This is a genomic window from Microcoleus sp. BROC3, from assembly GCF_036702515.1.
Lineage (GTDB): Bacteria > Cyanobacteriota > Cyanobacteriia > Cyanobacteriales > Microcoleaceae > Microcoleus.
In genome coordinates this window covers 53,242-78,931 of record NZ_JAUBTQ010000037.1, presented here as the reverse complement: position 1 = coordinate 78,931, position 25,690 = coordinate 53,242, and the positions used below count along the sequence as shown (strand labels likewise).

Here is a 25,690-nt window from a genome sequence, read left to right as displayed (position 1 = left end):
GTGTGAATGTGACCGTTTTTCACGGTTCGGCAAGAATAGCAAAGGGGACAATTCGGCAGAGTTTACAAAAAACTTATCGAGGCTACTTTTTTACCATCATTACTTCTTGACCACTACCTAGTTGTTAATTATAGCTGCAATTCGATCGCGCTCTAACTCTCGACCGATCAGCACTAATTTGGTTTGACGGAGTTCGGAAGGTTGCCAAGGGCGATCGTAAAAATATTCTATCCGCGAACCCACACCTTGCAACACCATCCTCATCGGTTTCTTGGGAACCGCCACAAACCCTTTAATTCGATAGATTTCCTCCTGCTGCATCAAGGATTGCAGTTTTTTCACCAAAGCTTCAGGTTCAAATTCGCGATCGGCAATAAAGTAAGTCGAGTTAATATCATCATCGTGTTCGTGTTCCTCCTCAGTGTCGTGGTGACTCGGACGAGACTCCAAATCATCCTCAACCGCCGCATTAAATCCCATGAGCACATCAGGGTTAATTTCGCCACCTTTGCAGGGCACAATTTTCACACTCGGACGCAATTCTTGTTGCAACCAGCTTTGGACTTTCTGGTGAGTTTCAGCATCTACGCGATCGACCTTCGTTAAAAGTACCATATCGGCACAGGCTAACTGGTCTTCAAACAATTCCTCGATCGGAGTTTCGTGATCCAAACTATCATCAGCCTGCCGCTGTGCCATCAAAGCATCGATATCACCGACAAAAGTACCGCTAGCAATAGCTTCGCAATCGACAACAGCAACAACACCGTCTACAGTAGCACCCGTGCGAATTTCCGGCCAGCGAAAAGCTTGAATTAAAGGTTTAGGAAGTGCGAGGCCAGAAGTCTCTATTACAATACAATCAATTTGTTCTCTACGCTTCAACAATTCCTGCATAGTCGGCAAGAATTCCTCTTGAACAGTGCAGCAAAGACAACCATTTGTTAGTTCTACAATATTGCTGCTGACATTTTCTTCTTCGTCGCAAACTTGACAATCGCGCAGCAGTTCTCCGTCAATTCCAATTTCGCCAAATTCGTTGACCAGAACAGCAATGCGGCGACCTTGATTATTTTGCAATAAGTGCCGAATTAAGGTAGTTTTGCCGCTACCGAGAAAACCAGTGATGACAGTAACAGGGATTTTGTGCATTGATAATTTTGTGCTGATTTGGTGATGGGATATCTCGTTCCCAGGCTGTGCCTGGGAATGCTAATCTAGAGGCTCTGCCTCGCTGGAATAAAGGAGCGCTTTTAAGACGAGGCCGAGCCTCTGGCTATGCGCTCCCAGGCCGAGAATGTAGGTGACAACTTAAGACAGAAACCTACAATAAAAGTCGCTTTTAGGCGAAGTCTAGATCCCCCTAAATCCCCCTTAAGAAGGGGGACTTTGAGAATATTTCTTGTCCCCCCCTTATTAAGGGGGGTTAGGGGGGATCTAGATTTCGATAAAAACAAGAGAGACGGTCGGTTTGACGTTAAGTTGTCACCAATGGGCAGAGCATGGTAACGAGAAATGCTCTAATTTCCCAGCGGTGGAATCTTTGCTAAAACGCCTTTTTTCAGAGCTTGAGGACGCTCAGACCAAGGCAACAAACCGTCGGGTTTAGCATAGTATTGACCCGCGCATTCGAGTACAGCCTCGACGCTTTCCGACTCATTTGCTGGTAAATCGCCAAACAGATAAGTGTACTTTCCTACCGCAGCAAAAGACACCGCACAAGAGTGACTGCAAGCACTCATGCACTCAACTTCTTGAATCTCAAATTTATCAGAAAACTCCCAATCTTTAGCGAGTTGCGACAAATTTTCCATGAATTGTTGACCGCCGCTTTTGCCTTCGCGCTTGCCGTTTTTCCAAACACTAGCGCAAGCAGTGCAAACAAATAGACTGTGCTTGGTGCGTACAGCCGTGTTAATTCCATCCATCATCCGTACCTCGCAGATGCGTTCAAAAGTGAGTTAGATATCGGCGGGCATTCTGACTTGAGAAACCACAACGGTTTCATTACAGTTGCGGGACAGCGCCGGACTTGCACCGAACTTTCCCCGTTTCCTCTAGCGACTGCTCCCCGCTAGAACCGATCGCGAAATCACATCATACCGCACTTGCCGCCTTTTTTCAAAAAAGTTATGTTTGTAGGAGCGATCGTTTCGTTCTTAGTAAGGACTTTAGTCCTTATAACATAACGGCTTCAGGACTAAAGTCCTTACTACAAACCATAGTAATTACCTATGAACGCTTTTCCTGACTTTTCCAAACATGGCTATCAAATAACTCGCGAACTCGGATACAACAGTTTGGGCGGCCGCGTCACCTATCTCGCCACAAAAATTAACACAAAAATATCCGTTGTAATTAAGCAATTTCAATTTGCCCAATTAGGTGCTAGCTGGGCAGAATACGAAGCTTACGAACAGGAAATCAAAGTGCTGCAAAGTCTGGATTTTCCGGGCATTCCCCGCTATCTCGATTCTTTTCAAACTGACAGCGGTTTCTGCATGGTGCAGGAATACAAAAATGCCGAATCTGCTGTCGCGCGGACTTTTTCGCCGCCGGATATCAAGCAAATTGCGATCGCAAGTTTAGAGATTTTAGTTGACCTGCAATCTCAGAAACAGCCGATAATTCACCGCGACATTAAGCCAGAAAACTTGTTAATAGATGACGAACTCAATGTTTATTTAGTAGACTTCGGTTTTGCTCGGCTAGGAGGTGGAAATATCGCGGCTAGCAGCGTCGTCAAAGGCACGATGGGATTCATGCCGCCGGAACAAATGTTCAACCGAGAATTAACCAAAGCCTCGGATCTTTACGGCTTGGGGATAACGCTGATTTGTTTGTTAACTGGGACAAAATCTGCGGATGTAGGTAATTTAATTGATGCTAATTATGGCATTCATTTTCGGCATTTAGTACCGCCGTTGCAGCAGGGTTGGATGAATTGGTTGGAGAGGATGGTAGCGCCGAGAATTCAAGATAGATATCAGTCGGCTGCTGATGCTTTAGCTGCACTAGAAGCTTTGGATGTCAGCAGCTTGCCGAAAGTGAGAATTGAGCGCGATCGCATTCAATTCACAGCTACTGAATATGGAGAAATCTTAACAGGGACGATTGCCATTAGCAACCCAATTCCCGATACAATACTTTGTGGCAGGTGGGAAGTCACGCCGCATCCGAACGATCCGCCCCACACGCCCTACGACCACTCTTGGATCTCCTTTGAACCGCAGGCATTTGAAAGCAATGATATCGAGTGCAAAATCGCAGTCGATACGAGCAAATTGCTGGCAAGTCAAACTTACAACCGCCAAATCATCTTGCGCGCAAATTCTGAACCAGAAACTCATACAATAGAATTGCAAGCTACAACAGCCCCGCTGCCAGTACCGCAAAAAACTAATTTTTTGTCGGTATTCAGGCTGATTTTTATGTTCTGTTTGATCTTAGTAACTTTTATGTGCTGTTTGCTGTTAACAGTTTTGATATTTGGCTGGATTGATTATGATTTCGCCGATCCGGAGGTTGACATCTTTTTGTATTCTGGGACTACTACTATCCTGCTTCCAATCGGTTTTACAAGTGGCTTCTTGGGAATTTTAGTCGCCGAAATCGCCATTACAGCCCAATCAAACAAATATGATTTTAATTGGTTTCTAGCTTTATGTGGAGGATTAATAGGATTGATATTTTCTGTTTTTATTAGCAGCCTATTAACCAGTATTCTTTTTGATATCGCGAAGGGTACGATCGATTATCAATTAATAATTTTTGTGTATGCTTGGTCAGTGCTGGTTTCGATCCCAGTAACTTTACTTGCAGCTTTAATACTAGGAAGAATAATTTCGACTGTTACGATCGAAAATGTTACGATAGTAGCAGTTATTATGCTGCTTTTATCATTTTCATTGTATACTAATACCTTTATAGTCGGCTGGATTTTAGCGCTGGCATCCCTGATTTACAAGATAGTCACTTCGGTATTTAACAAGCTGATTGACCAGCAGATAGCCCGACAAGTTCTTGAAGTAGATGCTACCAAAAGAGCTTTTCTTACTGCCGGATTTTGTATGAGTTTGTCTGTAGCATTTCTTCTGTTTAAAAGATTAGATTTTCCCTTAAAAGGGGTTGAAACAATAGAAATATTAGTTGTAGGAGGAACGATAATAACATCTCTAGCCGTCACTGGAATTCCGTTAATTGACTCGCTCGTTTTTAAACCAAAAAGAATGCTTGCCAACTATCGCAAATCCCAACCAAATTTAATTAAACCGTAAAAACTTGTTCGCAGCAAGGACTTTCAACCTCAATGACTGAAGTCCTCACTAAAAACCTTACCAAACATTAAGAGTCTGCATTCCTGCCTGTTGTTGGCGGATTGTTTCGAGACTTCGCTTTAAATCCAACTTTTAAAAACCTCGCTATTAACTATCACAACTCTCAACTACTAACTATCAACTATCAACTATTTACCTATGAATGCTTTTCCTGACTTTTCCAACTACGGCTATCAAATAACCCGCGAACTCGGACACAATCGCGCTGGCGGTAGAGTTACTTATCTCGCTACCGAAATTAATACCAAACGTTCCGTCGCCGTCAAACAATTTCAATTTGCCCAAACAGGCGCTAATTGGGCTCAATATCAAGCGTGCGAACAAGAAATTCAGATTTTGCGAGAACTCGACTATCCTAGCATTCCCCGCTATTTAGATTCCTTCCCAACTGCATCGGGTTTCTGCATGGTGCAAGAATACAAAAATGCCCCTTCCTTGGCAAGTTCTAACCGCTGGAAGCCCGAACAAATCAAGCAAATTGCTATCTCTGTTTTAGAAATACTCAAATACCTGCAAAATCGGGTTCCGCCAGTCATCCACAGAGATTTAAAACCCGAAAATATCTTAGTAAATGACCGGATGAATGTCAGCCTTGTCGATTTCGGATTTGCTAGAATCGGCGGGGGAGAAGTGGCCGCCAGCAGCGTTGTTAAAGGCACTTTGGGCTTTATGCCGCCAGAACAAATGTTCAATCGGCAGCTAACTGTGGCATCGGATTTATACAGTCTCGGCGCGACGCTAATTTGCTTGCTAATCGGCATCAATTCTACCGAAATTGGCAGCTTGATGGACGATACCGGGCGGATTAATTTTAAACATCGCTTGCCGCAGCTAACTCCAGAGTTTCTTGACTGGCTGCAAAAAATGGTGGAACCTAATTTCAAACACCGCTATCCTTCGGCGGATGCTGCCCTCAATGCTTTGATTCCCCTAGAGGTAGTTCAGCAGCGTAACAAGTCAAAACTCGCACTGATATCAGTCGGATTATTAACAGCAATTGCTGCTATTTTTATTCCTTTGCTTGGAAAATTTTCCCAACCTCAAACAGCAGTCAATATCAAACCAGTAATCAACGCCGTAAAGTTAAATCCTCAGACTCAAGTGATGTTAACTGACGAACTAGAATCGACAAAAACTAGAGATTTTTGGTCTTTGAAGCACAAGAAAAAAGTCTATTTTGCTGTAAGTGCTACTAAGTTGCCAGAGGGAGGATATAGAGGTTATTGTAAGGTGGTCAACTCTCAAGGACTATTCGCAGCCCAGAGTCAATCTTATTTAAAAACGACGGGCGATCGATTAAATACTTGGTGCTGGTACCATTTTCAAAAAGATGACAAACCTGGCAATTGGCAGTTTCAATTTTACTTAGACGGTCAAAAAGTGACGCAAAAGAGTTTCAAGGTCTTACCTTAACCCCGGGGGGGCCTGGTATTGCACTTCGCGATAACGTTGTTCCGGGCGGGCAGTGAATTTCTTTGCCGTCAAAAGTTGGCGGACTCCAAGTTTCTGCATAACTTGCGTTCTCCCGACCGCTCTCGCATATATCACCAATAATTGTTATTAAATTGCTACCGTTTTCTTTGTAAGCAAATACTGCGCCAGTGTAGGATTGCCCGCGGCGGTTCCTATCAGTAGGTTGGGCGATTGTGATCGCGCTTTCAAATTGTGCTGGTTGGCGGTTATTGTGCCTAGTTTGAACCGGGCCCATTGATGAGACTATCGTGTAATTATAGTTCTTGGTCTGTTCTTTAAGTCCAATACCCAATTTGGCAATGGAATCGCTAAATTGACCGTATTCTGCATAGTAAGCTTGCTGCCCCTGAGTGATGCTATAAATATATTGTACGGCTTCATAAGAAAATTTCTTACCCCTTGAGGGGGACGGGGGCAGGACGATCGTATTGAGTTTGAAATCGTAACATGACGCCATGATGCCAGCCACAAGCGCGCTGTAAATTGCCATCCTCGGCAGCAAAATGGATACTGGCAATCTCGATTTTTTACTGGTTTTAGCTACATTGACTGACATTTTTTTTACTGTCATAAAGTAAATTTGCCAAGCTTGTAGGGTGCGCCACAAGCACCCTACAGATGACCAATTAAGCTGTTTCGTGCTGTTTGTGCCATGCGGGATGCCACAGCAATTCAGCAGTCGATCGCTTCTCGACCATTTCAGGAGTAATCATACAATTAGCCACATCCTTGCGAGAAGGCAACTCGTACATGACATCCAGCATTAACTCCTCTAAAATGCTGCGGAGAGCTCTCGCGCCGGTTTTGCGACGATAGGCCTCCTGGGCGATCGCCCGTAGCGCTTCCGGCTGGAATTCCAACTCCACGCTGTCCATCTTCAATAGCTTTTGATACTGCTTCACCAGCGCATTCCGGGGCTCGGTCAATATCTGCATCAAAGCTGCTTCATCCAGCGGCGAAATTACCGTTACCACCGGAATCCGCCCGACAAACTCAGGAATCAAACCAAACTTGACTAAATCGTCCGGCTGTACCTGCTGCAAAATATCAGCGGCCCGCTTATCCTTCGCCGGCAAAGTCGAGTTGCTGTCGCTTTCTGTTGGCTGAATAAAGCCCAAGGATTTTTTACCCAAACGCTGTTCAACTATTTTTTCCAAACCGACAAAAGCACCGCCGCAAATAAATAGAATTTTGCTAGTGTCAACTTGAATAAAATCTTGGTAAGGATGCTTGCGGCCGCCTTGCGGGGGCACGTTAACCACTGTTCCTTCCAACATTTTTAGCAGCGCTTGCTGTACTCCTTCTCCCGATACATCCCTGGTGATCGAAGTGTTTTCGCTTTTGCGAGCAATCTTGTCAATTTCATCAATATAAATAATGCCCCGCTGCGCCGATTCGACATCAAAATCGGACATTTGCAACAGCCGCAGCAAGATATTTTCTACATCGTCGCCGACATATCCAGCTTCTGTCAGCGTCGTCGCATCCGCTACAGCAAAAGGGACTTCGAGCATTTGCGCCAAACTTTGCGCTAACAAAGTTTTACCGCAACCTGTGGGGCCCACTAGCATGATGTTGGATTTTTGCAGTTCCACATCGCTGTCGGGGGAAGACTTGTCGCTATCTTTAGCTTGGTCGACGCTCAAGCGCTTGTAGTGGTTGTAAACTGCTACAGAAAGGACTTTTTTTGCTGAATGCTGGCCGATGACGTGGTTGTCTAAATGCTGCTTGATTTCTGTCGGTTTTGGAATTTGACCTAAAACAATTTTCGATTTATTCGATCGACCCGGACGCCGCGTTCCTTGTCCCTGAGACTCTCGCACCTCTGATTGGGGAATCTGTTGACCAATTGTTTTGCTGGAGTCAAAGAACTCCTCCTCTAAAATTTCATTGCACAGTTCCACGCATTCATCGCAAATGTAGACGCCGGGCCCAGCTATTAACTTGCGGACGTACTCCTGCGACTTGCCGCAAAAGGAGCATCTCAGATGGGAGTCATATTTTGACATATTTGCCTCTTAATTTACGCTTGCGGTTGCTTGTTTCGACTGGGGAAGTTGCCGCGGGAGCGACCTTAGCTTTGCCCTAGAAAGGTTTCCCGATCCGACACCCAAGCCAGTCAGTCGATTTTAGATTTTAGATTTTAGATTTTAGATTTACTCCACAGATGAATTTTGGAGCTGAACTAGGGTCTAAAATTTGGGGAGCTGCACGACTTAAGTCGGGGGCTTGTCTCCGTTTTTTGGCGGAGTCAAGCTTCGCGATCTCTATTTCTAACTTAACACTTTTGAGGCTTTAGTCATTAGTCATCAGTCATGCGAGCAAATTTTAATTTTTAATTTTCACTTGAAGGTAAAGTGGCACGGGCTTACCATTTTTTGTATTCCAAAAATTTTCCCGACATAATTATTTTCACTCGATCGCCTTTTGGGTCTGCTTCTTTCTCGACATCCAAAGTAAAGTCGATCGCGCTCATAATCCCGTCACCAAATTTTTCGTGTATCACTGCTTTGAGCGGCATCCCGTAAACCTGGATAATTTCATAGAAGCGATAAATCAGAGGGTCAACTGGAACCGAGGCATCCAAAGAACCTTTTAACGGAGGTTCACAGAGAACCGCAGCCGTCTGACTGTCTAGTCCCAAAGCCGAGACAATTTTCTCGGCTTCATCTTCAGATGCGGTTGCTTGACGGTAAAAAACCGCCGCAATCCAAACTTCGTCGCGCCCCAAAACTTTTTCCAAGTCTGCAAAACTAATTCCCTTAGCTTTTTTAGCAGCCAAAAGCTTTTCTGTAATTTCTGAAATTGCCATTAAATATTCTCCAACTAACTACTGTGCCGATGTGAAATATTTCTCATATTTTGGTAATTTTGTCAATACCAAGCTGAGAAAAAAAACAGAATTGATAACTCGGAACTTCAGCAAAAGCAGCTCTCATCAACGGGAGCATCTCATATTTGTAAAAACACTTCTTCGGGTTCCTTCCTTCTGCCTCTTGCCTCCTGCCTCCTGCCTCAAAACAGAGATTTCTAGCTTGGCTGCAAAAGTTAGATGCTCCCTCATCAACCCCCCACAACTCATACAATTTTAGATTTTAGATTGTAGATTTTAGATTGGCAACGACTGATGACTACCAGGGTTGAGAGCGGCTCAACAGTTGCATTCTTTTTTTCAACGGGTATCACAACGGATAAATCCCAAAATAACTCATCACTGCCCTGCGGCAATGGTACAGTTAGCAGTATATGCAGTACAAGTTACACAGGGAAAGGCAGTCGGCAAGCGGCCGAATTTTTATCGTGCTAGCCTGAAGCTCAATCTTCGCTCCCGCAGCCAAAGTCCCTTTACGTCTAACAACCGGCAACTGACAAAAGTATGGAGATTCAGACCAAAGATTACGCCATCCTGTACGATCGCGCTACCCAAACAGTCACCTGCTGCGGCTCGTTCCGGCTCAGCCAGATGGAAGAATACACGCCGATCGTCGATCTGCTCAACGAAGTGGCTGAATCCTCGCCAAACACCATTACTCTAGACTTGCGAAAGCTAGAATTTTTAAATAGTTCTGGGATTAACATTGTCTCAAAATTTGTCATCAAAGTGCGCCAGCAAAAAAATATTCAAATCGCTATAAAAGGCTCTAAACACATACCCTGGCAGGGAAAATCTCTCAAGAACTTGCAGCGGCTGATGCCTTCCCTGCACTTAGAATTAGAATAGTAAATCGAAAAAGGTAAAAATCCGTGCAGGCTAAGTCCGAGAACCAAGATAAGGGCGGCCCAAGTTAATGGGAATAAGTCATAGTTAAGTTACCACCAAATCGTAAAAAACTCTCAACATACTAAAAATTACCAATTGTCAATTGCTATGCAGGAAGAACCATCGAGAGAACAGCTACTTTTGGACGTTCAGCGACTGAGTGCGGAACTTGAAAACTTGAAGCGCGAAAAGGCTGACCTAGAAATTTTGCTGCAGACTGCCACCGAACATTCGGATACCATGGAAGCTGACTTGCTGGGCAAAGCTCAGGTGGCAGCGCTCTCAAGCGAAGACCAGTTTCGGGCGATCGCCTCAGCAACTCCCGTTCCGGTATTGGTTTCTCGCCTCTCGGACGGCTTAATTCTCTATGCCAACGCTCAATTGGCTTCTCTGCTCAACATACCCCTAGAAGAATTGATCGGCAGCAGCACCCCAGACTTTTACGTCAACCCGAGCGATCGCCCAAAGATAATTGAGGAAATTACCAAAAACGGTTATGTCAAAAACTACGAACTCCATTGCAAAAAGGCAGACGGCACTCTCTTCTGGGCGATGATCTCCGTTCAGTCCCTTCAGTTTAACGGCGAACAGACCGCATTGTGCGCATTGTACGACCTCACCCAGCGCAAGGAAGCAGAACAAACCCTCCAAGAGAGCGAAAAGCGGCTCCGCCGCCAGAGTCTGGCTTTGTTGCAGCTAGGTAGGCAGAGAACTTTCAACAGCGGTGCGCTGAATGTGGGAATTCGCGAAATTACCGAGGCGGCAGCCCGCACTTTGGAAGTGGAAAAAGTCAGCGTCTGGCTTTACAACCATTTCAGATATGGAACTCGCTACCCGACAGATCCCCATCTAAGTTTTACAGAGAGAGCGCTCGCCCACAATCAAACAGAGGCAATCGATACAGACGCCGCCGCCCCAGAGCAAGACGAGGGGGGCAATCATTCTAAGTTTAAAATCCCCAGCCTCAAATTAGTTTGTCTCGACTTGTACGATCGCACCCGCGAAAATCATTTGACCAGCGAGTCCATATCCGCAAGCGATTTAAAATTTTCAATTTTAGATGTCGAAGGCGACGCACCGGGCGAAAACTTGCGATCGGACAAAGCTTTAGAACCTGCGCCCAAGACTCAAAACCCTCTAAAAACAAATTTGTCCCACTCATCTGCGGTTGCGGAACATTCCGCTGCGGTGCCGAATGCCAGCAAGCCCAATTCATCCATATTAAACGTAGCAATTAGGCTCGGCGGCAAGATCGTGGGCATCCTCTCTCTCGAACATATCGGCGCGCCCCGCCAGTGGGCTCTGGAAGAGCGCACCTTCGCCGATTCTTTGGCAAATTTGGTAGCACTGGCGATCGAAGGATTTGAACGCCAGCGGGCTCAGGAAGCACTCTCCAAAGCCAAAGCGCAGCTAGAAATGACGGTCGATCAGCGCACCGCTCAACTCACCGCCGCCAATAAACTGCTCCGCATCGAAATTGCCGAGCGCAAAAGAGCCGAAATAGCTTTGCAAGAAGCCGTACACAAAGCTGAAGCAGCTTCCAGAGCTAAAAGCACTTTTTTAGCCAATATGAGCCACGAGCTGCGGACGCCGCTCAATGCCATTATCGGTTACAGCGAAATACTACAAGAAGAAGCACTGGAATCGGGACTCAAAGAAATCATTCCCGATTCCAAAAAAATTTATAACGCCGGCAAACATTTGCTGACTTTAATTAACGATATTCTCGACCTTTCTAAGATAGAAGCCGGTCGGATGGAGCTTTATTTAGAAAATTTTGACCTCGGCAACTTAATAGAAGAAGTCGTTGCAACATTGCACCCTTTGGTCGAAAAAAATCACAATCAATTGCAAGTTTCTTGCTCGGAGAATTTGGGAGTGATGTATGCAGATTTGACTAAAGTCCGGCAAATTCTGTTTAATTTGCTATCCAATGCCTTGAAGTTTACCGAAGGCGGAACAGTGGTGTTGAGCGCTACTCGCAAACCAGCAGGAGGAAGCGATTGGGTTTATTTACAGGTATCGGATACGGGGATAGGGATGTCGGCAGAACAGCAGCACGGTTTGTTTCAACCTTTTATTCAAGGGGATGCTTCGACTACTCGCAAGTACGGTGGCACCGGTTTGGGATTGGCGATTAGTCGCTTGTTTTGCCAGATGATGGGCGGCGATATCACTGTTGAAAGTCTGTTGGGTGTTGGCTCTACTTTTACTGTTCACTTAAAGGCAAAAGTTGATATTAGTTAGAAGGAAGAAGCAAGAGGCAAGAGGGAAGAAGGCAACGGATTTAACCCCTTTAACCCCTTTAACGGATGGGTGGAAGATGGAAGATGGAATATTACCACTTGGCAATTACCCCCGCTCAATTACCAATTATCCTGTGAATTGTGACGCCGATCGCGATCGACCTCTGTTGCTCATCACAAACTAGCATTTTTTCTCAGCCTAGAATACTTATATTATCCCAAACTTGTCCCGCAAGCAGGATATGGCGTCTCGCTGCATTCACAAGTCGCACCTCAACCTCATGCAGGGAGTGGGTGTTGCTTGTAGAAGGGCAATTTGGTAAAAGTAATCAGGACTTACCATCGGGGCCCGTGCGAAACCGGGTTTTTTACCGAATCTGCCGCCTACAACCCGTCTTTTCCTAAAAAAACCCGGTTTCTCAACAATCGTGCGTCAGTCCTAAGTAATGCTACGGTCGCTAACCAGTAGCAGGCAAAAGTTAACAGGAAATCAGAAATTATCAAAGGTCTCTGGAAACAGAAACACAATTCTGATTTTTGCCTTCAAACTGCTGCTTCTACTGGCGAGATAGCAATGTCGCTGAAAGCAGTGCGAAAATTCTCAGAATCAAAGGAGTGCATCTACATGATTAAACCTTGCAGTCAACCCCTAAAAATAAATCCTTTCACTTGTTATCGCGATCCAGCTACAGGCAGGTGGATGACTGTAGCTACAAATGTTGAGAGCGCTTGCGAAACAGACTCTAGTTTGAAAGCAACAGCCGAAGCCGAAAACGAAGCTAAAGTAGAAACGAGTCTTTCGCCTTCGCCTGCGGTCTCGCTGCCGAAAAAACGCCTTTCCTTCTCCTTACCTCCCCTTAAAAAGCTTGCTAAAAAATCTGCTGTCACTGTCAGCAGCTAGCCATCGCAGGGGCCTAATCTAGTTTCCACGGTTAGTCCCCGGCGATCGCCAAACAAAAAAAACGAAATTATCCATAGCATAAAGTGTCAAAAATTGATATACTGCCAGCAAACTTTCTTCTTCAACATCCGTGAAGTATTTGCTCGATCGCTGCATCCAATTTGTATGGACAGACCGACCAATTCGCCAGCGGGGAACAATCATAGTTGCTATCCCCGTGATTTGTCTGTTTGCTTCGCTGATAGCAATTGCAGGGCTCCGGGAGATTACCCTACAGATAAGAGAGCGAGCAGATACTAATAGGGCAATACTTCAGGAAACTAACCGCTTGTTAACCCTCGTGGTGGATGCGGAAACTGGCATTCGGGGTTACGGGTTGACGAAGCGCCGCGAATTTCTCTCACCCTACTTAGAAGCAAAAAAGAGTTTGCCTCCGCTGCTGGCTGAACTCCAGGTTATGGTTCAAGAAAACAAACTGCAAGCTCAGCGATTTGAAGCTATAAAAAAAAGTACCGAACAGCATATAAATTTCTTGCAAAACACTTTGAATAAGCTCGAAAGTTCGGCAACAAGGGTGCAGTCGCCGGAAATAATTGAGGTGTTCACTCAAGGCAAATTGAGGAGGGATAACCTGCGCGCAAAAATTAATGTGTTTGCTAATGCCGGCGAAGCCTACCAGAAAGCTCTAGATCTGCAAAGACGGGATTTGATAGATTTCACTAATTTTGTGCAAGTTGCTGGTTTGCTTTTCGGCTGTTTGGGTGCAGGGGCTTCTTGGTATTTATTTGATAGTTTAGAGAAGGAATTGAGGAAGCGGGAAGCTGGCTTGGAAGAAAGTAAAAGTCGCATTCAAGCTGTGGTAGACAATGCGGCTGACGGTATTATTACTTTGGACGCACGGGGAAATATTGAGTCTTTTAATAGGGCAGCAGAAAAGATTTTTGGGGAGAAAGCCGATCGCGTAATTGGCTCGAACCTGCGGCGGCTGATAGCTCAACCGCCGCCGGACAGCAGCGTGGGGGATTATTCGATCGAATATTTTGTATTAAATCCCGATACTGAACTGAAAACTTACGAGCAAGAAACAGTTGGAATTCGCAGCGACGGAACGAAGTTTCCGATGGAGTTGGCTGTCAGCGAAATGCGTGTGGCAAATCAACACTTATTTATTGCGATTTGCCGCGATGCCCGAGGACGGAAACAAGCCGAGGAAACTCTGCGCAAGCAAGCGCAAATGCTGGATTTGGCCAACGATACGATCGCGGTACTAGACTTGAACGGGGCGATTTCTTATTGGAATTTGGGAGCGAAGTGGCTCTACGGGTGGCGGAAGTCGCAAGCAATAGGAAAAAATATTCACGAGCTTTTGCAAACAGAATGGACTCAACCTTGGGAGGCAATTAAAGAAGTGTTTTTCGAGCGGGGTTCTTGGCAAGGGGAACTGGTGCGTACCAAGGCAGACGGCACAAAAATAACGGTGGCCAGCCGGTGGACTTTGCAGCATGACGATCGAGATACACCTGTAGCTATTTTGGAAATCAGCAACGACATTAGCGATCGCAAGCGCTCAGAAATGGCTTTAGCCGAAAGCGCGCAGCGGTTTCGCGCTACTTTTGAGCAGGCGGCAGTCGGCATGGCCCAAGCGACTGTGGAAGGCAAATTTCTGTTAGTCAATCAAAAACTTTGCGAAATTTTGGGCTACAGCCGCCAAGAATTGGTGGAGAAAAGATTTCAGGAGATTACTTGGCCGGAAGATTTGGCAAGCGAACAGGTACTTTTGCGCCAATTGTTAGCAGGAGAAATTGAAAATTACTCTCTAGAAAAGCGCTATGTCCGCAAAGACGGAGAGTTGGTGTGGGCAAACTTGACAGTTTCGCTGCTGCGAGAACAAGATGGCACTCAATTTCTGATGGGTGTGGTAGAAGATATTAGGGAACGCAAACAAGCTGAAGAATCGCTGCGGTTGCGCGCTCAAGAATTGAGTTGGACGGCGCAGACGCTGGCTCAAACGACGAATGTTTTGAGAAAGCGGAATCAAGAATTAGACCAGTTTGCTTATGTAGTTTCTCACGATTTGAAAGCGCCGCTCAGGGCGATCGCAAATCTCAGCAGTTGGATAGAAGAAGACCTCAGCGACTCGATGACAGAGGAGACTCTGCACCAAATGAACCTGCTGCGCGGCAGAGTTCACAGAATGGAAGGTTTGATTGAGGGACTGCTGCAATATTCCCGGGTCGGACGGATTCAAGCAGCTTCAGAACTGGTAAAAGTTGAGAATTTATTAGTAGAAATTATTGATTCGTTGGCACCGCCGTCTGGATTTGAGGTGAAAATTGAACCGGGAATGCCAACTTTTGTGACCGAAAGATTGCCGTTACAGCAGGTTTTTTCTAATTTAATTAGCAACGCAATCAAGCACAACCGAGCTGAATCCGGTCACGTCACAATATCGGTTAAAGAGTTAGATGATTTTTACGAGTTTTCTGTGGCGGATGACGGGCCGGGGATTGCTCTTCAATATCACGAGAAAGTTTTTGTGATTTTTCAGACATTGGAAGCTCGCGATAAAGTTGAAAATACTGGCATTGGTTTGTCGTTGGTGAAGAAAATTGTCGAAGGTCAAGGGGGCAGTATTTCCCTGGAATCTGCCGAAGGTGAGGGAGCAACTTTTCGGTTTACTTGGCCCAAGCAATCTATTAGCAAACAGGTTAATTAAAAAAACTGTGATTGTTGGTGTCAACTTACAGCAGATTGCAGGTTTATGAAGTACACCCGCCTATCGATCGATCCCCCTAGGGACACTCCAAGAGCCCATAGGTGTCAACTTAACGTCACACCCAGTCACAGAATGGTGTTGGACTATTAAGCCTAGATCCCCCCTAGCCCCCCTTAACAAGGGGAGGACAAGAGTCTTCTCAAAGTCCCCCTTACCCCCTTAATCAGGGGGGGACAAGAGTCTTCTCAAAGTCCCCCTGATTAAGGAGGATTTAGGGGGATCTGGACTTAGGGAAAAACGAAACTTATCAAGGCTTTCAGGCTTAAGTTGACACCTGTGGGCTGAGCCTGAGTCCCTACTACTTGATCAACCTGGGATATGGTGTATATATTTTTCCACTCATCTACTTATTAAGCAGAGAAAACGAGAAATTAAGGTTTTAGCAAACAGGATTTCTATAATTAGGGGTAAACGATCGACTCCTATGTAAATGGTAGCCGTTCTTGATCGGGGCTGGGGAGGCTCCCACGGCACAAAAACAGCACTTTCCATGACTTTGCCGCTGGGCACTGACATCTCGATCGAACTAGACTAGAGTGGAGTTCCCGAGCACTAATCTTTGCCCTGCAAATCTTTCGCTGAAAAATATATTATCGGCGGTGAGGTTGGTGGCGGGTTTGTGGGTTTTATTTTTCAGCCAAAGTACAGATATAAATTTGTGCAAGAGGCTGATATGCAAGTTGCGAAAAATGGGAACAATAAAAAGATGGGATTGTACTGTCAAGCAGTAACTACCTGCAATACCATCTCTGAAATTATTCAGGAAGGCGTCAATGTTTAAGAGCAAATTATCCAAAGTTATCGTATTGCTGCTGCGGCGGGTTCTCGGTGTGACTCGATCGGGGGCGAAGCGGCTGATGAGAGCAATGCTACGATCGCTCATGGCTATGGGCCGCAGAGCAAATCTGCCGGTGGCGGGGTTTGTGTTGCCGACGGTGACGATGGTGTTGCTGGTAGTGATCTTGCTGACTGTGGCGATTACGCTGCGATCCTTCGATCGGGCGAATACTGCTCGCAACGTGCGCGTGAACCAGCAGGTGCTGGCGGCCGCAACTCCCGCGCTCGATCGGGCAAAAGCGAAAATTCAGTTTATGCTGCGGGAAGACCCGCAAAGACCGACAGCTACTCCATCCGATGCAGAATTGTACGCGAGAATAGCCAACGCGCTCGCTACAGAAGGAACTCCCGATCTTTATAGCTTTGGGGACGAAGAACGGCTGATAGTCAAAGCAGACCTCGATAACAGTGGCACTGCCGATGCGACCAATCCTACAAACCCTCCTATTGGCCCGGCACCGGCATTTCTAGAAAATGAAGCGATAAACACTGCTTGGAGATATCCGGTCGATACTAATAATGATGGTGAATTTGATACTTTTACCCTATACGGAATATTTTTCCGCACTCCGAGTCGCAGTAATTCAGGGAACAACGTAGGCGACTTCACAAGGGCGAGAAAGCCTTTGGAGGCTAGAACGCCACCGATGTCGGTGAAGGGCCTCAATCCTGACTGCGTGCAGGGTGGAGGTACTGTCGCTAGTTTGGTAGGCGACTCTGGCTGGTACAAGATAGACGGCAAACTTAAAAAAAGTTTCTTTGTCTATACAGTAAACGTACCATTTAAAGAGCTAGATCGTCCTAGTCTTACCCCGAAGGAAAACACAAAAACTTATAAAGAATTTACAGGAACTACCAGCATATCCGCTCTCGAATACCAGCAAGACCAAAGTCGCATTCCCCTCGCTAATAATGCGGTTGTATATGAAGACGACTTGGATATATCGCCCGGGCCTCCGTTGAATCTAAACGGTCGGATATTCACAAATAGTAATTTGTTGGTGACAGGCTTAAATGAGGCAAATAGCATAAAACTCTATCAAGTCAGTAGCCAAGATTCTTGTTTCTACGAACAAGAAAACAGCAAAATTGTTGTTGGAGGAAATGTAGTTAATGGCTGGGCGGGCAGCACCGTACAGAGGAATGCAGTGGACGTGCATCTTTTCAAAAAGTTCCCAGCAAATAGAAACCAAGAGATGCTGGATGCAGCCCAATTTATTGACAACACGACTGAGGCAGAATCCGCCGACAATAACAGCTTGCAGGTACTTTACAACAACGAAGCCTATGCCGCTCGCCTCTCTTTGCTAGTGGCAGCACAGATGGGAGAACCCTTAACCGACACCGGCTTACCCGAACCTGAACCCCAGCCTAGCGACCCATTTTCTGTCCAGCGGAAACCGGCTACCCAAACCCGGGAACAAGCACTGCGAGAATATTTTAAACAGATGCTCCGCAAGGTTCCATTTGCAGAAGTAGGACCTGTAGGAGTAGGAGCTACACAGAACCCAACGGGCAACTACGGTCTTCCTTGGAATCCAGCGCCACCAAACACGTCCCCCATTACAGGAGCCCAAGACACTCTGCGACCGGCAGACAACTCATGGATGCTCCCGGATGCTACAACAACGGGTATCGAACTCAGAGCAAATCAGCTAGAAACAACAATACCAGAAGCAGATGGCGCACCGCCAGCGGAAGAAACATTTCTGGGCGATCGCGTGGTCGCGGGCAACAACCTACCAGCCCTCAGATGGGACGGCACTAAATTTATTAGTACACCAGAAACAATCACAGGCAGCAAGTGGAATTCCGCAGCCACTGCCGCACCAGATCGCACCCACTCGCCCCAAGTGACAAAGCTGGCAGACGTAGGAGCCACAGAGCGCAGCGGTTTCTGGGAAGGAGCAGCAGCCGAAACACCTAAAAATCCTCTGGATGGGGTTGGCGGTCTTCGGGTAATCACCAGTGCAGGGGTTTACGAGCGCACCAATTCTTTTCTGCCACCCCCCACTTGGATCAATCCCTTAGATGGAAATGGTACGACGTTGGGAAATGGCGCAACTGATGCTTACGACGACCCAACAACAACCGATACTGAGAAGTACCCTGTTGTGTGGCCAGATACAATGCCGATGTCCCCGCTGGGGCTGGGGTCTCAGGTGTATAACAATAGTGCTGGTGGGGCTTATAATGCTGCAAATTGGGTTCCTCTGCCAGCAACAGCCCCTGTAGCGCCTATCCCGCCAGGAGGGACACCGCCAACGGGACTGCCTGCTGCTGCGGTTCCTACTATCGACCCCACGACTCCTCAGTATGCAAAGGGCGATTTACGGATGCGGGCGACAGCCGTTTATCACTACGCAACAGGCGGCTACGATCCATCGGTACAACCAATAAATCTCGATAATGTTCGGCCGATCGCCTGCGTCAGCAGCTATTACGACCCCAGCACTGCTTCGACAGCCAGAAATTTATCTACACTTCCTGCTTTAACTGATGTAAGTGGCGACACCGCATTAGGGGTTCCCGGAGATCAAGTTGGTTCTAACAACGGGGTGGTGTATAGCCCACCGGAGGTCGATCGGACACAAGACGCACAAACACCCGCTCCGGGTGCAGACGGCTTATTAGGTGGCAACGCCCCAAATGATTTACAGAAACAAGCCAATTACGTTTTTCCTGACGGTAGGTTTGCCAACGAACCCTTGAGAAAAGCACTGCTGAAAGAACCGGGAGATCGCACTCTGGGTGACAAAGCAGCGATCGACTCCACAATGTGCGCCTTAAAAATTTTAGCCGATCCGATCACACCAGTTAGTGCTATTATTCCTCACGGAGCTATCAAAGAAGTAGCCTTTTTGAATGCCAGAGAAATCAAGGCGATCGATCGTGATGATTGGACTACCCCGAACGTTAACGAAGCCTTTACGCTCAGCAGTCCCCTCACAACTATTGGAACAGCACAACCAGCACAATTAACAGGCAATTACAACCTGCCCTTAGAAGAACGGGAACCCTTAGAAATTCGTGCCACTCAGATAGACCTCGATGTATTGAGGAAAAACTCAATTGCGGCAGAGCCTTTACTACCCTACAGCGGGATTATATATGCCAGCCGAGATGACGCGCTGCCAGATCGAAGCGCCCGCATACGCGGTGCAGCAGGCATAGATGAAGGCAGGAGCGCAACAGTTAGCCCTACGGACTCCCTACTAGACCCCACTCGCAAGCCTAACGGAATTCTGCTTGTTAACGGTTCGCAGCTAGCCAGAGATCCCAGCCTCCCTCCCACTGTGGCAAACGTCGTTAGGGAAAAAGGGCTGACTTTGGCATCTAATTTGCCAGTTTATATTCAAGGAGATTTCAACCTTCACACTCAAAGAGAGTTTGGCGGTGATGTTAGCGAGCCTTTTGATTTTGGTACGTTCTACGATCGCGCAGCCGCAGACCTCAATAAAAACTTTGCTTGTCGCCCAAACGACCCCAGACTCAATGGTAATTGTACAATCGGCGACAATTGGCGTCCCGCAAACGTACTAGCAGATGCAGTCACCCTGCTTTCAAATAATTACCGTTTTGGCTTCCGCAACGAAGGAGATTTCGACCTCAGAAATAATGCGGGTGCTACTGCTGTATTTCCTCGCAAACAACAAGGATTTTATACCAACAACTTTGTGACAAACGGGCTCTCCAGCGGGGCATTCTCTGCTACTGGCGACATACCTGCTAACCCGACAGAACTTGTAGACACCAACTACGCCAATACTGACGCTCTTAGAAGTTCTTACTTCAACAACTTCGTCACTCCCGTGCAGCGACGCGGGGAGTTCCCAGAGTTTGTAATGGAAGTTTGTACAAAACTGCCAGTGTCTGCGTGTGAAGATGGCGACTGGTACGTCAATCCAGCAGCAGCACCAGCAGGTAAGGCCACTGTTGACGAGGACGTAACACCCGCTGCTTATCCAGCGGGAACAACTGCTATTCCTCCAGCGCCAGAATTGCAGCGCTTCCCCCGTCGCGTTGCTTTTTCAAGAACGACGACTCCTCCGGAATTGGACACCCCCAACGCTCCAGTGCCTTTAGGAATTACTGGGGGAAAAGTTGTAGCAGGCCCAGGCGAGACAAAAGCTAATTCTCTGTGGTTTGCAACGACGCCAACACCGGGCGCTACTACCGTAAGCTACGGTTCAGACGACTTACCTTATGTCTTCAACCCCAGCCGCAGCGACAGCACCGGTGCAGAGCTGCCAGTTTTAGCCGCATCATCAGGCGCGCCAAATTTGGGTTCGCAGCCGCTGCTGATGCCCGTCTTGCAAATTCAAAATGTGGGAGCAGCGACTCGCTCTAATACTTTACCCAGATCGGCAGAGATCGTGACAACCACGGGATGGATGCTGCAGGCTCAAGCCCCGCAGACAACATTCAATCTGATTTTAGGAGCGAATGACACTCCTTCACGAACACTTGGCCCGGCCGTCGGTGACTTTAACGGTGGTCTGCAAAACTTGCCTCAGTTCTTGGAAAACTGGGGATTCGGCGCAGCTACCACCAACATCCAGGGTGCTTTTATCCAGTTCAACCGCAGTGCCTACAGCACCGCGCCCTATATTCCGATTCTAGATCCGCTATCTCCGCAACAGACAGATGAAAATACGGCGTTGCGGAGTCTGTTCGACCAGCCACCGAGCTCAGCTCCGACACCACCTGCACCTGCCTCAAGTTTTGTCGATTATAGTGGCGGTTCTCCAGATCCTTTATACAGAACTGCTAACGCTAGCGTCGGTTCAGACGGAGGTCGCATTCCCTTCTTTGCCCCTCCCACTCGGAACTGGGGTTTTGACGTTGGCCTGCTATCTCAGCCACCTGACTTGTTTACCCAAAAGTTCACGACTCCTCCCTCAAGGCCGAATCCAGACGAGTATTTCCGGGAAGTAGGTCGCGATGACGATTGGGTGGAAACTTTGATGTGTTCTAAGTTGGCTGCAAACAACCAGAACGCCACTTCTAGTCGCTCAAACTGCCCCGCTTAACCCTCTAACTTTCTGCCGCGCAATTACTGGAGTCCTATTTATGACTAAGCGACAACAACAGCAAAATTTATCTCAGTCACAAGATGGTGGCTACACGATTATCGAGTCATTGGTAGCGATGATTGTAGTTTCGGTGCTGATGATTGCGATCGCCCCTGTGATGGCTTACTCAGTAGCAACTCGCGTACAAGCGCGGCGGATGGAACTCGCCACGCAGGCGGCGAGGGCTTACATCGACGCTCTGAGGACGGGGGCGATCAAATATCCAGATACCAGGTTTCCATCTAATACCGATACTCCAACAAGTGCAAACACTTTGTGTATAGATTTGGGTGCTGGTTGTGACCCTGGCAGTAACAAAGTCTTGTTGGTTCAAGGAGTTTTGCAAAATCTCACTACTCCCCCCCCCGCAGATCCAACTACAACAGGTTACTCCTTGACTGTACGGGTTTACCGGGGCGATGCTTTTTCTTCTACGGGTACGATGAAAACTACACAGCAATCCGTAGCTAATTCGGCTCTTGGCGACCCTAAAGCGCCTTTGGTGGTAATGAAAACGGAAATTCCCCCTACTACACAAGGAGGTAGTTCCGCTTATCGATCGCTCTGTGCTCGAACCGGTGGCTGTTAATAAGGATCGCAGGAACTTCGATTAAATTTAAAATTGCTCCCTCCATTTGACAAAGGAAACAGTCAAAATGAAAACTTTACTCAGGTTGCTTCTCAAAAGTCAGCACCAGCAAAACCGCTCCGGGCCAGCTCAAACAGACAAGGGCATGACTCTGGTCGAGCTATTAGTCGGAGCAATTATGGCGTTTTTAATCATTACGCCGATGCTCGGTTTTGTAGTCGATATGCTGAATACCGACAGGAGGGAACAAGTCAAGTCAAACACCGAGCAAGACATTCAGGCCGCCGTTGATTTCATCGCCCAAGATTTGAGTCAAGCTATTTATATTTACGATAATAAGGCTATTAATGTAGGAACTGCGGCTAATCCTGCTATCAGAAATCAACTTCCCGACAATGGAAATCCTAATAGAATTCCGATCCTCGTGTTCTGGAAGCGGCAACAAATTGAAAAATCTGTTCCTATTAACCAGACTGTTACTGCAAAACCCAACACCTGCACTGCTGCGGATTGCAACGACGCCTACGTACTTTCCTTAGTTGCGTACTACCAGTTTAAAGACAACGACGTTACTTGGTGTCAGCCTTTAGGAGTCAGTTGTCCTACCCGCATTGCCCGCTATGAAATTAGAGATGGAGTAAAAGACCCGTCAACTTTAGCTTACTACACTGACGCTGAAACAGAAATTGGTCAAAGGAAAGATCCAGCTTTTAACGAAAATTTCGACATTAGTAAGCCCACAGTCAATGTGACGACGGGAACCGTTTTTAAGAGTGCTGAAGTATTAGTTAATTACATCGACCACAACCCCATTGACCCACCATCCCAAGCACCTACCGGAGCTCAGTGTCAAACTCTTCTTGGCGTAACACCTCCACCAGCACCAGCAACATTCAATGCCAGCGATTTACTAATAACAGACACATCCAGCAGCTCGGCTCATAGCTTTTACGCTTGTGTTGATACATCTAAAAACATAGCCAGAGTTACGCTCAGAGGAAATAGCCTGCGCCGCCTTCAACCCAATGATACTGCTTACAACCCCAACAAATCGGCATTTTTCCCAACAGCAAGCGTGCAAGTACAAGGTCTCGGTGCGGTAGGAAAATAACTGATGTCTAAAACTGATTTCCGAATCGCGCCAGCAGCGAATAAAAACAGGAGAGTAAAATGAAAACCCCAATATTATTAAAAGTTTTGCAGATTTCTGCAACAAAAGCAAACCCCAATTACAAAAATACTCGCTCCAGAAACGGCGATAAAGGCTTCACCCTTCTCGAAGTGCTGGTGATAGCGTTGATCGTAGGTATATTAAGTTCGATCGCCGCCCCGAGTTGGCTGGCATTCATCAACAGACAAAGAGTTCGCACTGTGAACGATCGCGTTTTGCAAACCTTGCGAACTGCACAAAGCGAAGCCAAGCGAACTAAGAGCGATGTCAGAGTGACATTCAATTACGATCCTAATGCTAATCCGCCAGTGAAGCCAACATTTACGATCAATACTAATACTCCACAAAATTTGGATGCAGGAGGTGAAATAAAGCCCGGACAGGTCAAACTTTTTGCTCAAGCTAATGGAGTTTCCACAATCAAATCAATTACTTTTAATTACCAAGGCTGGATCACAAACCCATCAATACAGAGCAGAACGCCACGACAACTAACTGACGGTTTTACAGTGACAATTTATCCACCCGATTCTCTACCTAACACCGCTGCTAAGCAGTGCGTAATTGTGGAAACTCTCATAGGAGGAATGAGAACTGCTGAAGGAAATGATTGCCCACCACCATCCTAGTTTTCAATAAATTTAGTTTTAATCTCTAACAGCAATTCCGCATAATTCATGAATTGCTAAAAAATATTAACTTAAATTATTTGATATTTCAAATCCTATTAAAATAGTCAAAATATGCAGCTCGAACTAAAACAAATAATCATCCAGCCAGGAAATCAACTATTACTCAAAGACATAACCTGGCCGATGTTTGAAACCCTACTAACAGAATTGGGAGAAAGTCGCGCATCCCGACTTTCATACAGCAAAGGAACATTAGAAATCATGGTTCCGCTAATGGAACACGAAATTGGTAAAGTCCTGATTGGTAACTTAGTCGAAGCACTACTCGAAGAACTTAGTATTGAATTTTGGTCTCTGGGCTCCACCACATTCAAAAATCAAAACATCGCTCAAGGAGTAGAACCAGATACCTGTTTTTACATCCAAAACGAAGCCGCAGTCAGAGGCAAAAACGGCATCGATTTAGAAACAGACCCACCTCCCGATTTAGCCATAGAAATCGACCTCACCTCCCGCACTCAGTTCAACAACTACGAAGCATTAGGAGTACCCGAATTGTGGCGCTACAACGGTCGCAACCTGCAAATCAGCGTATTGCAAGATGGAAAATACATACAGTCCGATCGCAGTCTCCAGTTTCCCAACTTCCCCATCACCGAACTCATCCCCCAATATTTAGAACAAAGCAAAACAGCCGGCAGAAACGTCGCCATGAAAGCCTTTCGATCTTGGGTGAGAACCCAAAATTAGCGATTAGGCGATCGACTTTCATCCACACCGGGCGATCGAATCAATACGGGCGATTTACGCGATCGGGCAATTGATACGATCGGGCAATTGATGCGATCGGGCAATTGATGCGATCGGGCAATTTATCCGATCGGGCAATTTATCCGATCGGGCAATTTATCCGATCGGGCAATTGATCCGATCGGGCGAATTATGCGATCGGGCAATTGATCCGATCGGGCGAATTATGCGATCGGGCAATTGATGCGATCGGGCGATCGACAAATTTGCTGTAGGGAAACGGCACTGCCGTGTCCTCACTGCCGTGTCCTCACAAAATATACATTGCAGGCCGTATCTGTAGGGAAACAGCCCTGATGTGTCGTTAACCGCAGCTTTTTTAAATTCCCATATATTTTCAGTAAATACCGATCTGCACAGTTACCAAACCCAACAGTTAAAATATACCCAAGAAAAAATAGCTCCTCCTAGCTATTTTTTTGCCATTTAAATATCAGGGAGTGCATCTACGTGTCAATAAATAAAACGCTCAAAGGCAGAGCCACTACACCTGCTGCAGGTTTTACAATGATTGAGACATTGATAATTATTTTAATCGTAGGGATATTTAGTGCGATCGTCGCCCCCTCTTGGCTGATGTTCATCAACAACCAGCGTTTAAAGGTATCGCTCGATCGAGCTTATTCGGCAATGGAACTTGCCCACAGCAACGCCAAACGCGACAAAATTTCATGGCAAACCAGCTTCAAAGAAGTAGGAGAAAATGTACAAATAGCAGTTCACCAAGCCGACATTCCCCCTGGCCAAGTACCAGCCAGTCAGTGGAAAAATCTAGAACCGCAAATTCAAATAGATAAACCTGAAACAACACTCCTACAAGTAAATGAAAGCAACCAGCAAAAAGAAAAGGGAACTATCTGGCGCGTCATGTTCAACCACAGAGGTTGCCCCGTATCTCGAAGCGACCACGATTGCACGCTAACGAGTATCAGAGCCAAAGGAACCCTCACACTATCTCATCCCAATTTAAAAAACAGCCAACGCTGCATCATCATCTCCACTCTCCTAGGACATAAACGCATCTCCCACAGACAATCAAAAGCTCAAGACAAAAGATATTGTTACTGACAGGCGATCGATGAT

Annotated in this window: 19 protein-coding genes and 1 riboswitch; of the genes, 13 read left to right on the top strand and 6 right to left on the bottom strand. The window is 46.5% G+C overall.

The genetic code is table 11. The features are described from left to right. Positions 1-117: 117 nt before the first annotated feature. Positions 118-1,152 (bottom strand): cobalamin biosynthesis protein CobW, encoded by a 1,035-nt coding sequence (cobW, locus tag QUB30_RS22415; protein ID WP_333337658.1) that lies wholly within the window; start codon positions 1,150-1,152, stop codon positions 118-120. Positions 1,153-1,520: 368 nt separating this feature from the next. After that, entirely contained in the window at positions 1,521-1,931 is a 411-nt protein-coding gene (locus tag QUB30_RS22410; RefSeq protein WP_333337655.1) for a DUF1636 domain-containing protein, read from the bottom strand. A 22-nt stretch (positions 1,932-1,953) separates the two neighbouring features. Continuing rightward, a riboswitch (cobalamin riboswitch) is annotated at positions 1,954-2,100 on the bottom strand. A gap of 134 nt (positions 2,101-2,234) precedes the next feature. On the opposite strand from QUB30_RS22410, the gene QUB30_RS22405 reads away from it, so the two are divergent. Then, a complete protein-coding gene (locus QUB30_RS22405) occupies positions 2,235-4,277 on the top strand; it encodes a protein kinase domain-containing protein (protein WP_333337653.1) in 2,043 nt (680 codons plus the stop codon). 198 nt (positions 4,278-4,475) lie between these two features. Beyond that, complete coding sequence (locus QUB30_RS22400; protein WP_333337649.1) at positions 4,476-5,750, top strand: protein kinase domain-containing protein; 1,275 nt, start codon at positions 4,476-4,478, stop codon at positions 5,748-5,750. On the opposite strand, the gene QUB30_RS22395 is transcribed toward QUB30_RS22400, so the two are convergent. The 3 genes from QUB30_RS22395 to cynS all read right to left on the bottom strand — a co-directional run bounded on the left by QUB30_RS22395 (position 5,734) and on the right by cynS (position 8,622). Continuing rightward, positions 5,734-6,381 (bottom strand): type IV pilin-like G/H family protein, encoded by a 648-nt coding sequence (locus QUB30_RS22395; RefSeq protein ID WP_333337647.1) that lies wholly within the window; start codon positions 6,379-6,381, stop codon positions 5,734-5,736. The genes QUB30_RS22400 and QUB30_RS22395 overlap by 17 nt on opposite strands. Before the next feature lie 55 nt (positions 6,382-6,436). Next, the gene (clpX, locus tag QUB30_RS22390; RefSeq protein ID WP_333337643.1) at positions 6,437-7,819 is read right to left on the bottom strand and encodes an ATP-dependent protease ATP-binding subunit ClpX; all 1,383 of its coding nucleotides are present in this window, start codon (positions 7,817-7,819) and stop codon (positions 6,437-6,439) included. A 359-nt stretch (positions 7,820-8,178) separates the two neighbouring features. Beyond that, positions 8,179-8,622: a cyanase gene (gene cynS, locus QUB30_RS22385; protein WP_333337640.1), complete on the bottom strand. Its 444-nt coding sequence runs from the start codon at positions 8,620-8,622 to the stop codon at positions 8,179-8,181. A 564-nt stretch (positions 8,623-9,186) separates the two neighbouring features. Between cynS and QUB30_RS22380 the strand changes: the two genes are divergently transcribed. From QUB30_RS22380 to QUB30_RS22335, 10 genes are all read left to right on the top strand, one after another. Further along, the gene (locus tag QUB30_RS22380; RefSeq protein WP_333337637.1) at positions 9,187-9,531 is read left to right on the top strand and encodes a slr1659 superfamily regulator; all 345 of its coding nucleotides are present in this window, start codon (positions 9,187-9,189) and stop codon (positions 9,529-9,531) included. A 147-nt stretch (positions 9,532-9,678) separates the two neighbouring features. Then, positions 9,679-11,817, top strand: coding sequence for an ATP-binding protein (locus QUB30_RS22375; RefSeq protein ID WP_333337635.1), 2,139 nt, complete (start codon positions 9,679-9,681; stop codon positions 11,815-11,817). Between the two features lie 573 nt (positions 11,818-12,390). After that, entirely contained in the window at positions 12,391-12,717 is a 327-nt protein-coding gene (locus QUB30_RS22370) for a hypothetical protein (RefSeq protein ID WP_333337632.1), read from the top strand. Between the two features lie 130 nt (positions 12,718-12,847). Beyond that, positions 12,848-15,433: a PAS domain S-box protein gene (locus QUB30_RS22365; protein ID WP_333337629.1), complete on the top strand. Its 2,586-nt coding sequence runs from the start codon at positions 12,848-12,850 to the stop codon at positions 15,431-15,433. A gap of 619 nt (positions 15,434-16,052) precedes the next feature. Beyond that, entirely contained in the window at positions 16,053-16,274 is a 222-nt protein-coding gene (locus tag QUB30_RS22360) for a hypothetical protein (protein ID WP_333337626.1), read from the top strand. Next, entirely contained in the window at positions 16,267-21,363 is a 5,097-nt protein-coding gene (gene hpsA, locus QUB30_RS22355; RefSeq protein ID WP_333337623.1) for a hormogonium polysaccharide biosynthesis protein HpsA, read from the top strand. Before QUB30_RS22360 ends, hpsA begins: the two co-directional genes overlap by 8 nt. Positions 21,364-21,403: 40 nt before the next feature. Then, on the top strand, positions 21,404-21,994 hold the full coding sequence (gene hpsB, locus QUB30_RS22350; protein ID WP_333337620.1) for a hormogonium polysaccharide secretion pseudopilin HpsB: 591 nt from the start codon (positions 21,404-21,406) through the stop codon (positions 21,992-21,994). 67 nt (positions 21,995-22,061) lie between these two features. Then, positions 22,062-23,105 (top strand): hormogonium polysaccharide secretion pseudopilin HpsC, encoded by a 1,044-nt coding sequence (gene hpsC, locus QUB30_RS22345; protein WP_333337617.1) that lies wholly within the window; start codon positions 22,062-22,064, stop codon positions 23,103-23,105. 59 nt (positions 23,106-23,164) lie between these two features. Then, on the top strand, positions 23,165-23,794 hold the full coding sequence (locus QUB30_RS22340; protein ID WP_333337614.1) for a prepilin-type N-terminal cleavage/methylation domain-containing protein: 630 nt from the start codon (positions 23,165-23,167) through the stop codon (positions 23,792-23,794). Positions 23,795-23,908: 114 nt separating this feature from the next. Beyond that, complete coding sequence (locus tag QUB30_RS22335) at positions 23,909-24,547, top strand: Uma2 family endonuclease (protein WP_333337612.1); 639 nt, start codon at positions 23,909-23,911, stop codon at positions 24,545-24,547. Between the two features lie 156 nt (positions 24,548-24,703). On the opposite strand, the gene QUB30_RS22330 is transcribed toward QUB30_RS22335, so the two are convergent. Further along, positions 24,704-24,847: a hypothetical protein gene (locus QUB30_RS22330; protein ID WP_333337610.1), complete on the bottom strand. Its 144-nt coding sequence runs from the start codon at positions 24,845-24,847 to the stop codon at positions 24,704-24,706. Positions 24,848-25,057: 210 nt separating this feature from the next. On the opposite strand from QUB30_RS22330, the gene QUB30_RS22325 reads away from it, so the two are divergent. Then, positions 25,058-25,675: a type II secretion system protein gene (locus QUB30_RS22325; RefSeq protein WP_333337607.1), complete on the top strand. Its 618-nt coding sequence runs from the start codon at positions 25,058-25,060 to the stop codon at positions 25,673-25,675. Positions 25,676-25,690: the final 15 nt, after the last annotated feature.

Coding starts and splice junctions, on each gene's coding strand:
- cobW (WP_333337658.1), bottom strand. CDS start 1,152: ATGCACAAAATCCCTGTTACTGTCATCACTGGTTTTCTCGGTAGCGGC.
- QUB30_RS22410 (WP_333337655.1), bottom strand. CDS start 1,931: ATGATGGATGGAATTAACACGGCTGTACGCACCAAGCACAGTCTATTT.
- QUB30_RS22405 (WP_333337653.1), top strand. CDS start 2,235: ATGAACGCTTTTCCTGACTTTTCCAAACATGGCTATCAAATAACTCGC.
- QUB30_RS22400 (WP_333337649.1), top strand. CDS start 4,476: ATGAATGCTTTTCCTGACTTTTCCAACTACGGCTATCAAATAACCCGC.
- QUB30_RS22395 (WP_333337647.1), bottom strand. CDS start 6,381: ATGACAGTAAAAAAAATGTCAGTCAATGTAGCTAAAACCAGTAAAAAA.
- clpX (WP_333337643.1), bottom strand. CDS start 7,819: ATGTCAAAATATGACTCCCATCTGAGATGCTCCTTTTGCGGCAAGTCG.
- cynS (WP_333337640.1), bottom strand. CDS start 8,622: ATGGCAATTTCAGAAATTACAGAAAAGCTTTTGGCTGCTAAAAAAGCT.
- QUB30_RS22380 (WP_333337637.1), top strand. CDS start 9,187: ATGGAGATTCAGACCAAAGATTACGCCATCCTGTACGATCGCGCTACC.
- QUB30_RS22375 (WP_333337635.1), top strand. CDS start 9,679: ATGCAGGAAGAACCATCGAGAGAACAGCTACTTTTGGACGTTCAGCGA.
- QUB30_RS22370 (WP_333337632.1), top strand. CDS start 12,391: ATGTCGCTGAAAGCAGTGCGAAAATTCTCAGAATCAAAGGAGTGCATC.
- hpsA (WP_333337623.1), top strand. CDS start 16,267: ATGTTTAAGAGCAAATTATCCAAAGTTATCGTATTGCTGCTGCGGCGG.
- hpsB (WP_333337620.1), top strand. CDS start 21,404: ATGACTAAGCGACAACAACAGCAAAATTTATCTCAGTCACAAGATGGT.
- hpsC (WP_333337617.1), top strand. CDS start 22,062: ATGAAAACTTTACTCAGGTTGCTTCTCAAAAGTCAGCACCAGCAAAAC.
- QUB30_RS22340 (WP_333337614.1), top strand. CDS start 23,165: ATGAAAACCCCAATATTATTAAAAGTTTTGCAGATTTCTGCAACAAAA.
- QUB30_RS22335 (WP_333337612.1), top strand. CDS start 23,909: ATGCAGCTCGAACTAAAACAAATAATCATCCAGCCAGGAAATCAACTA.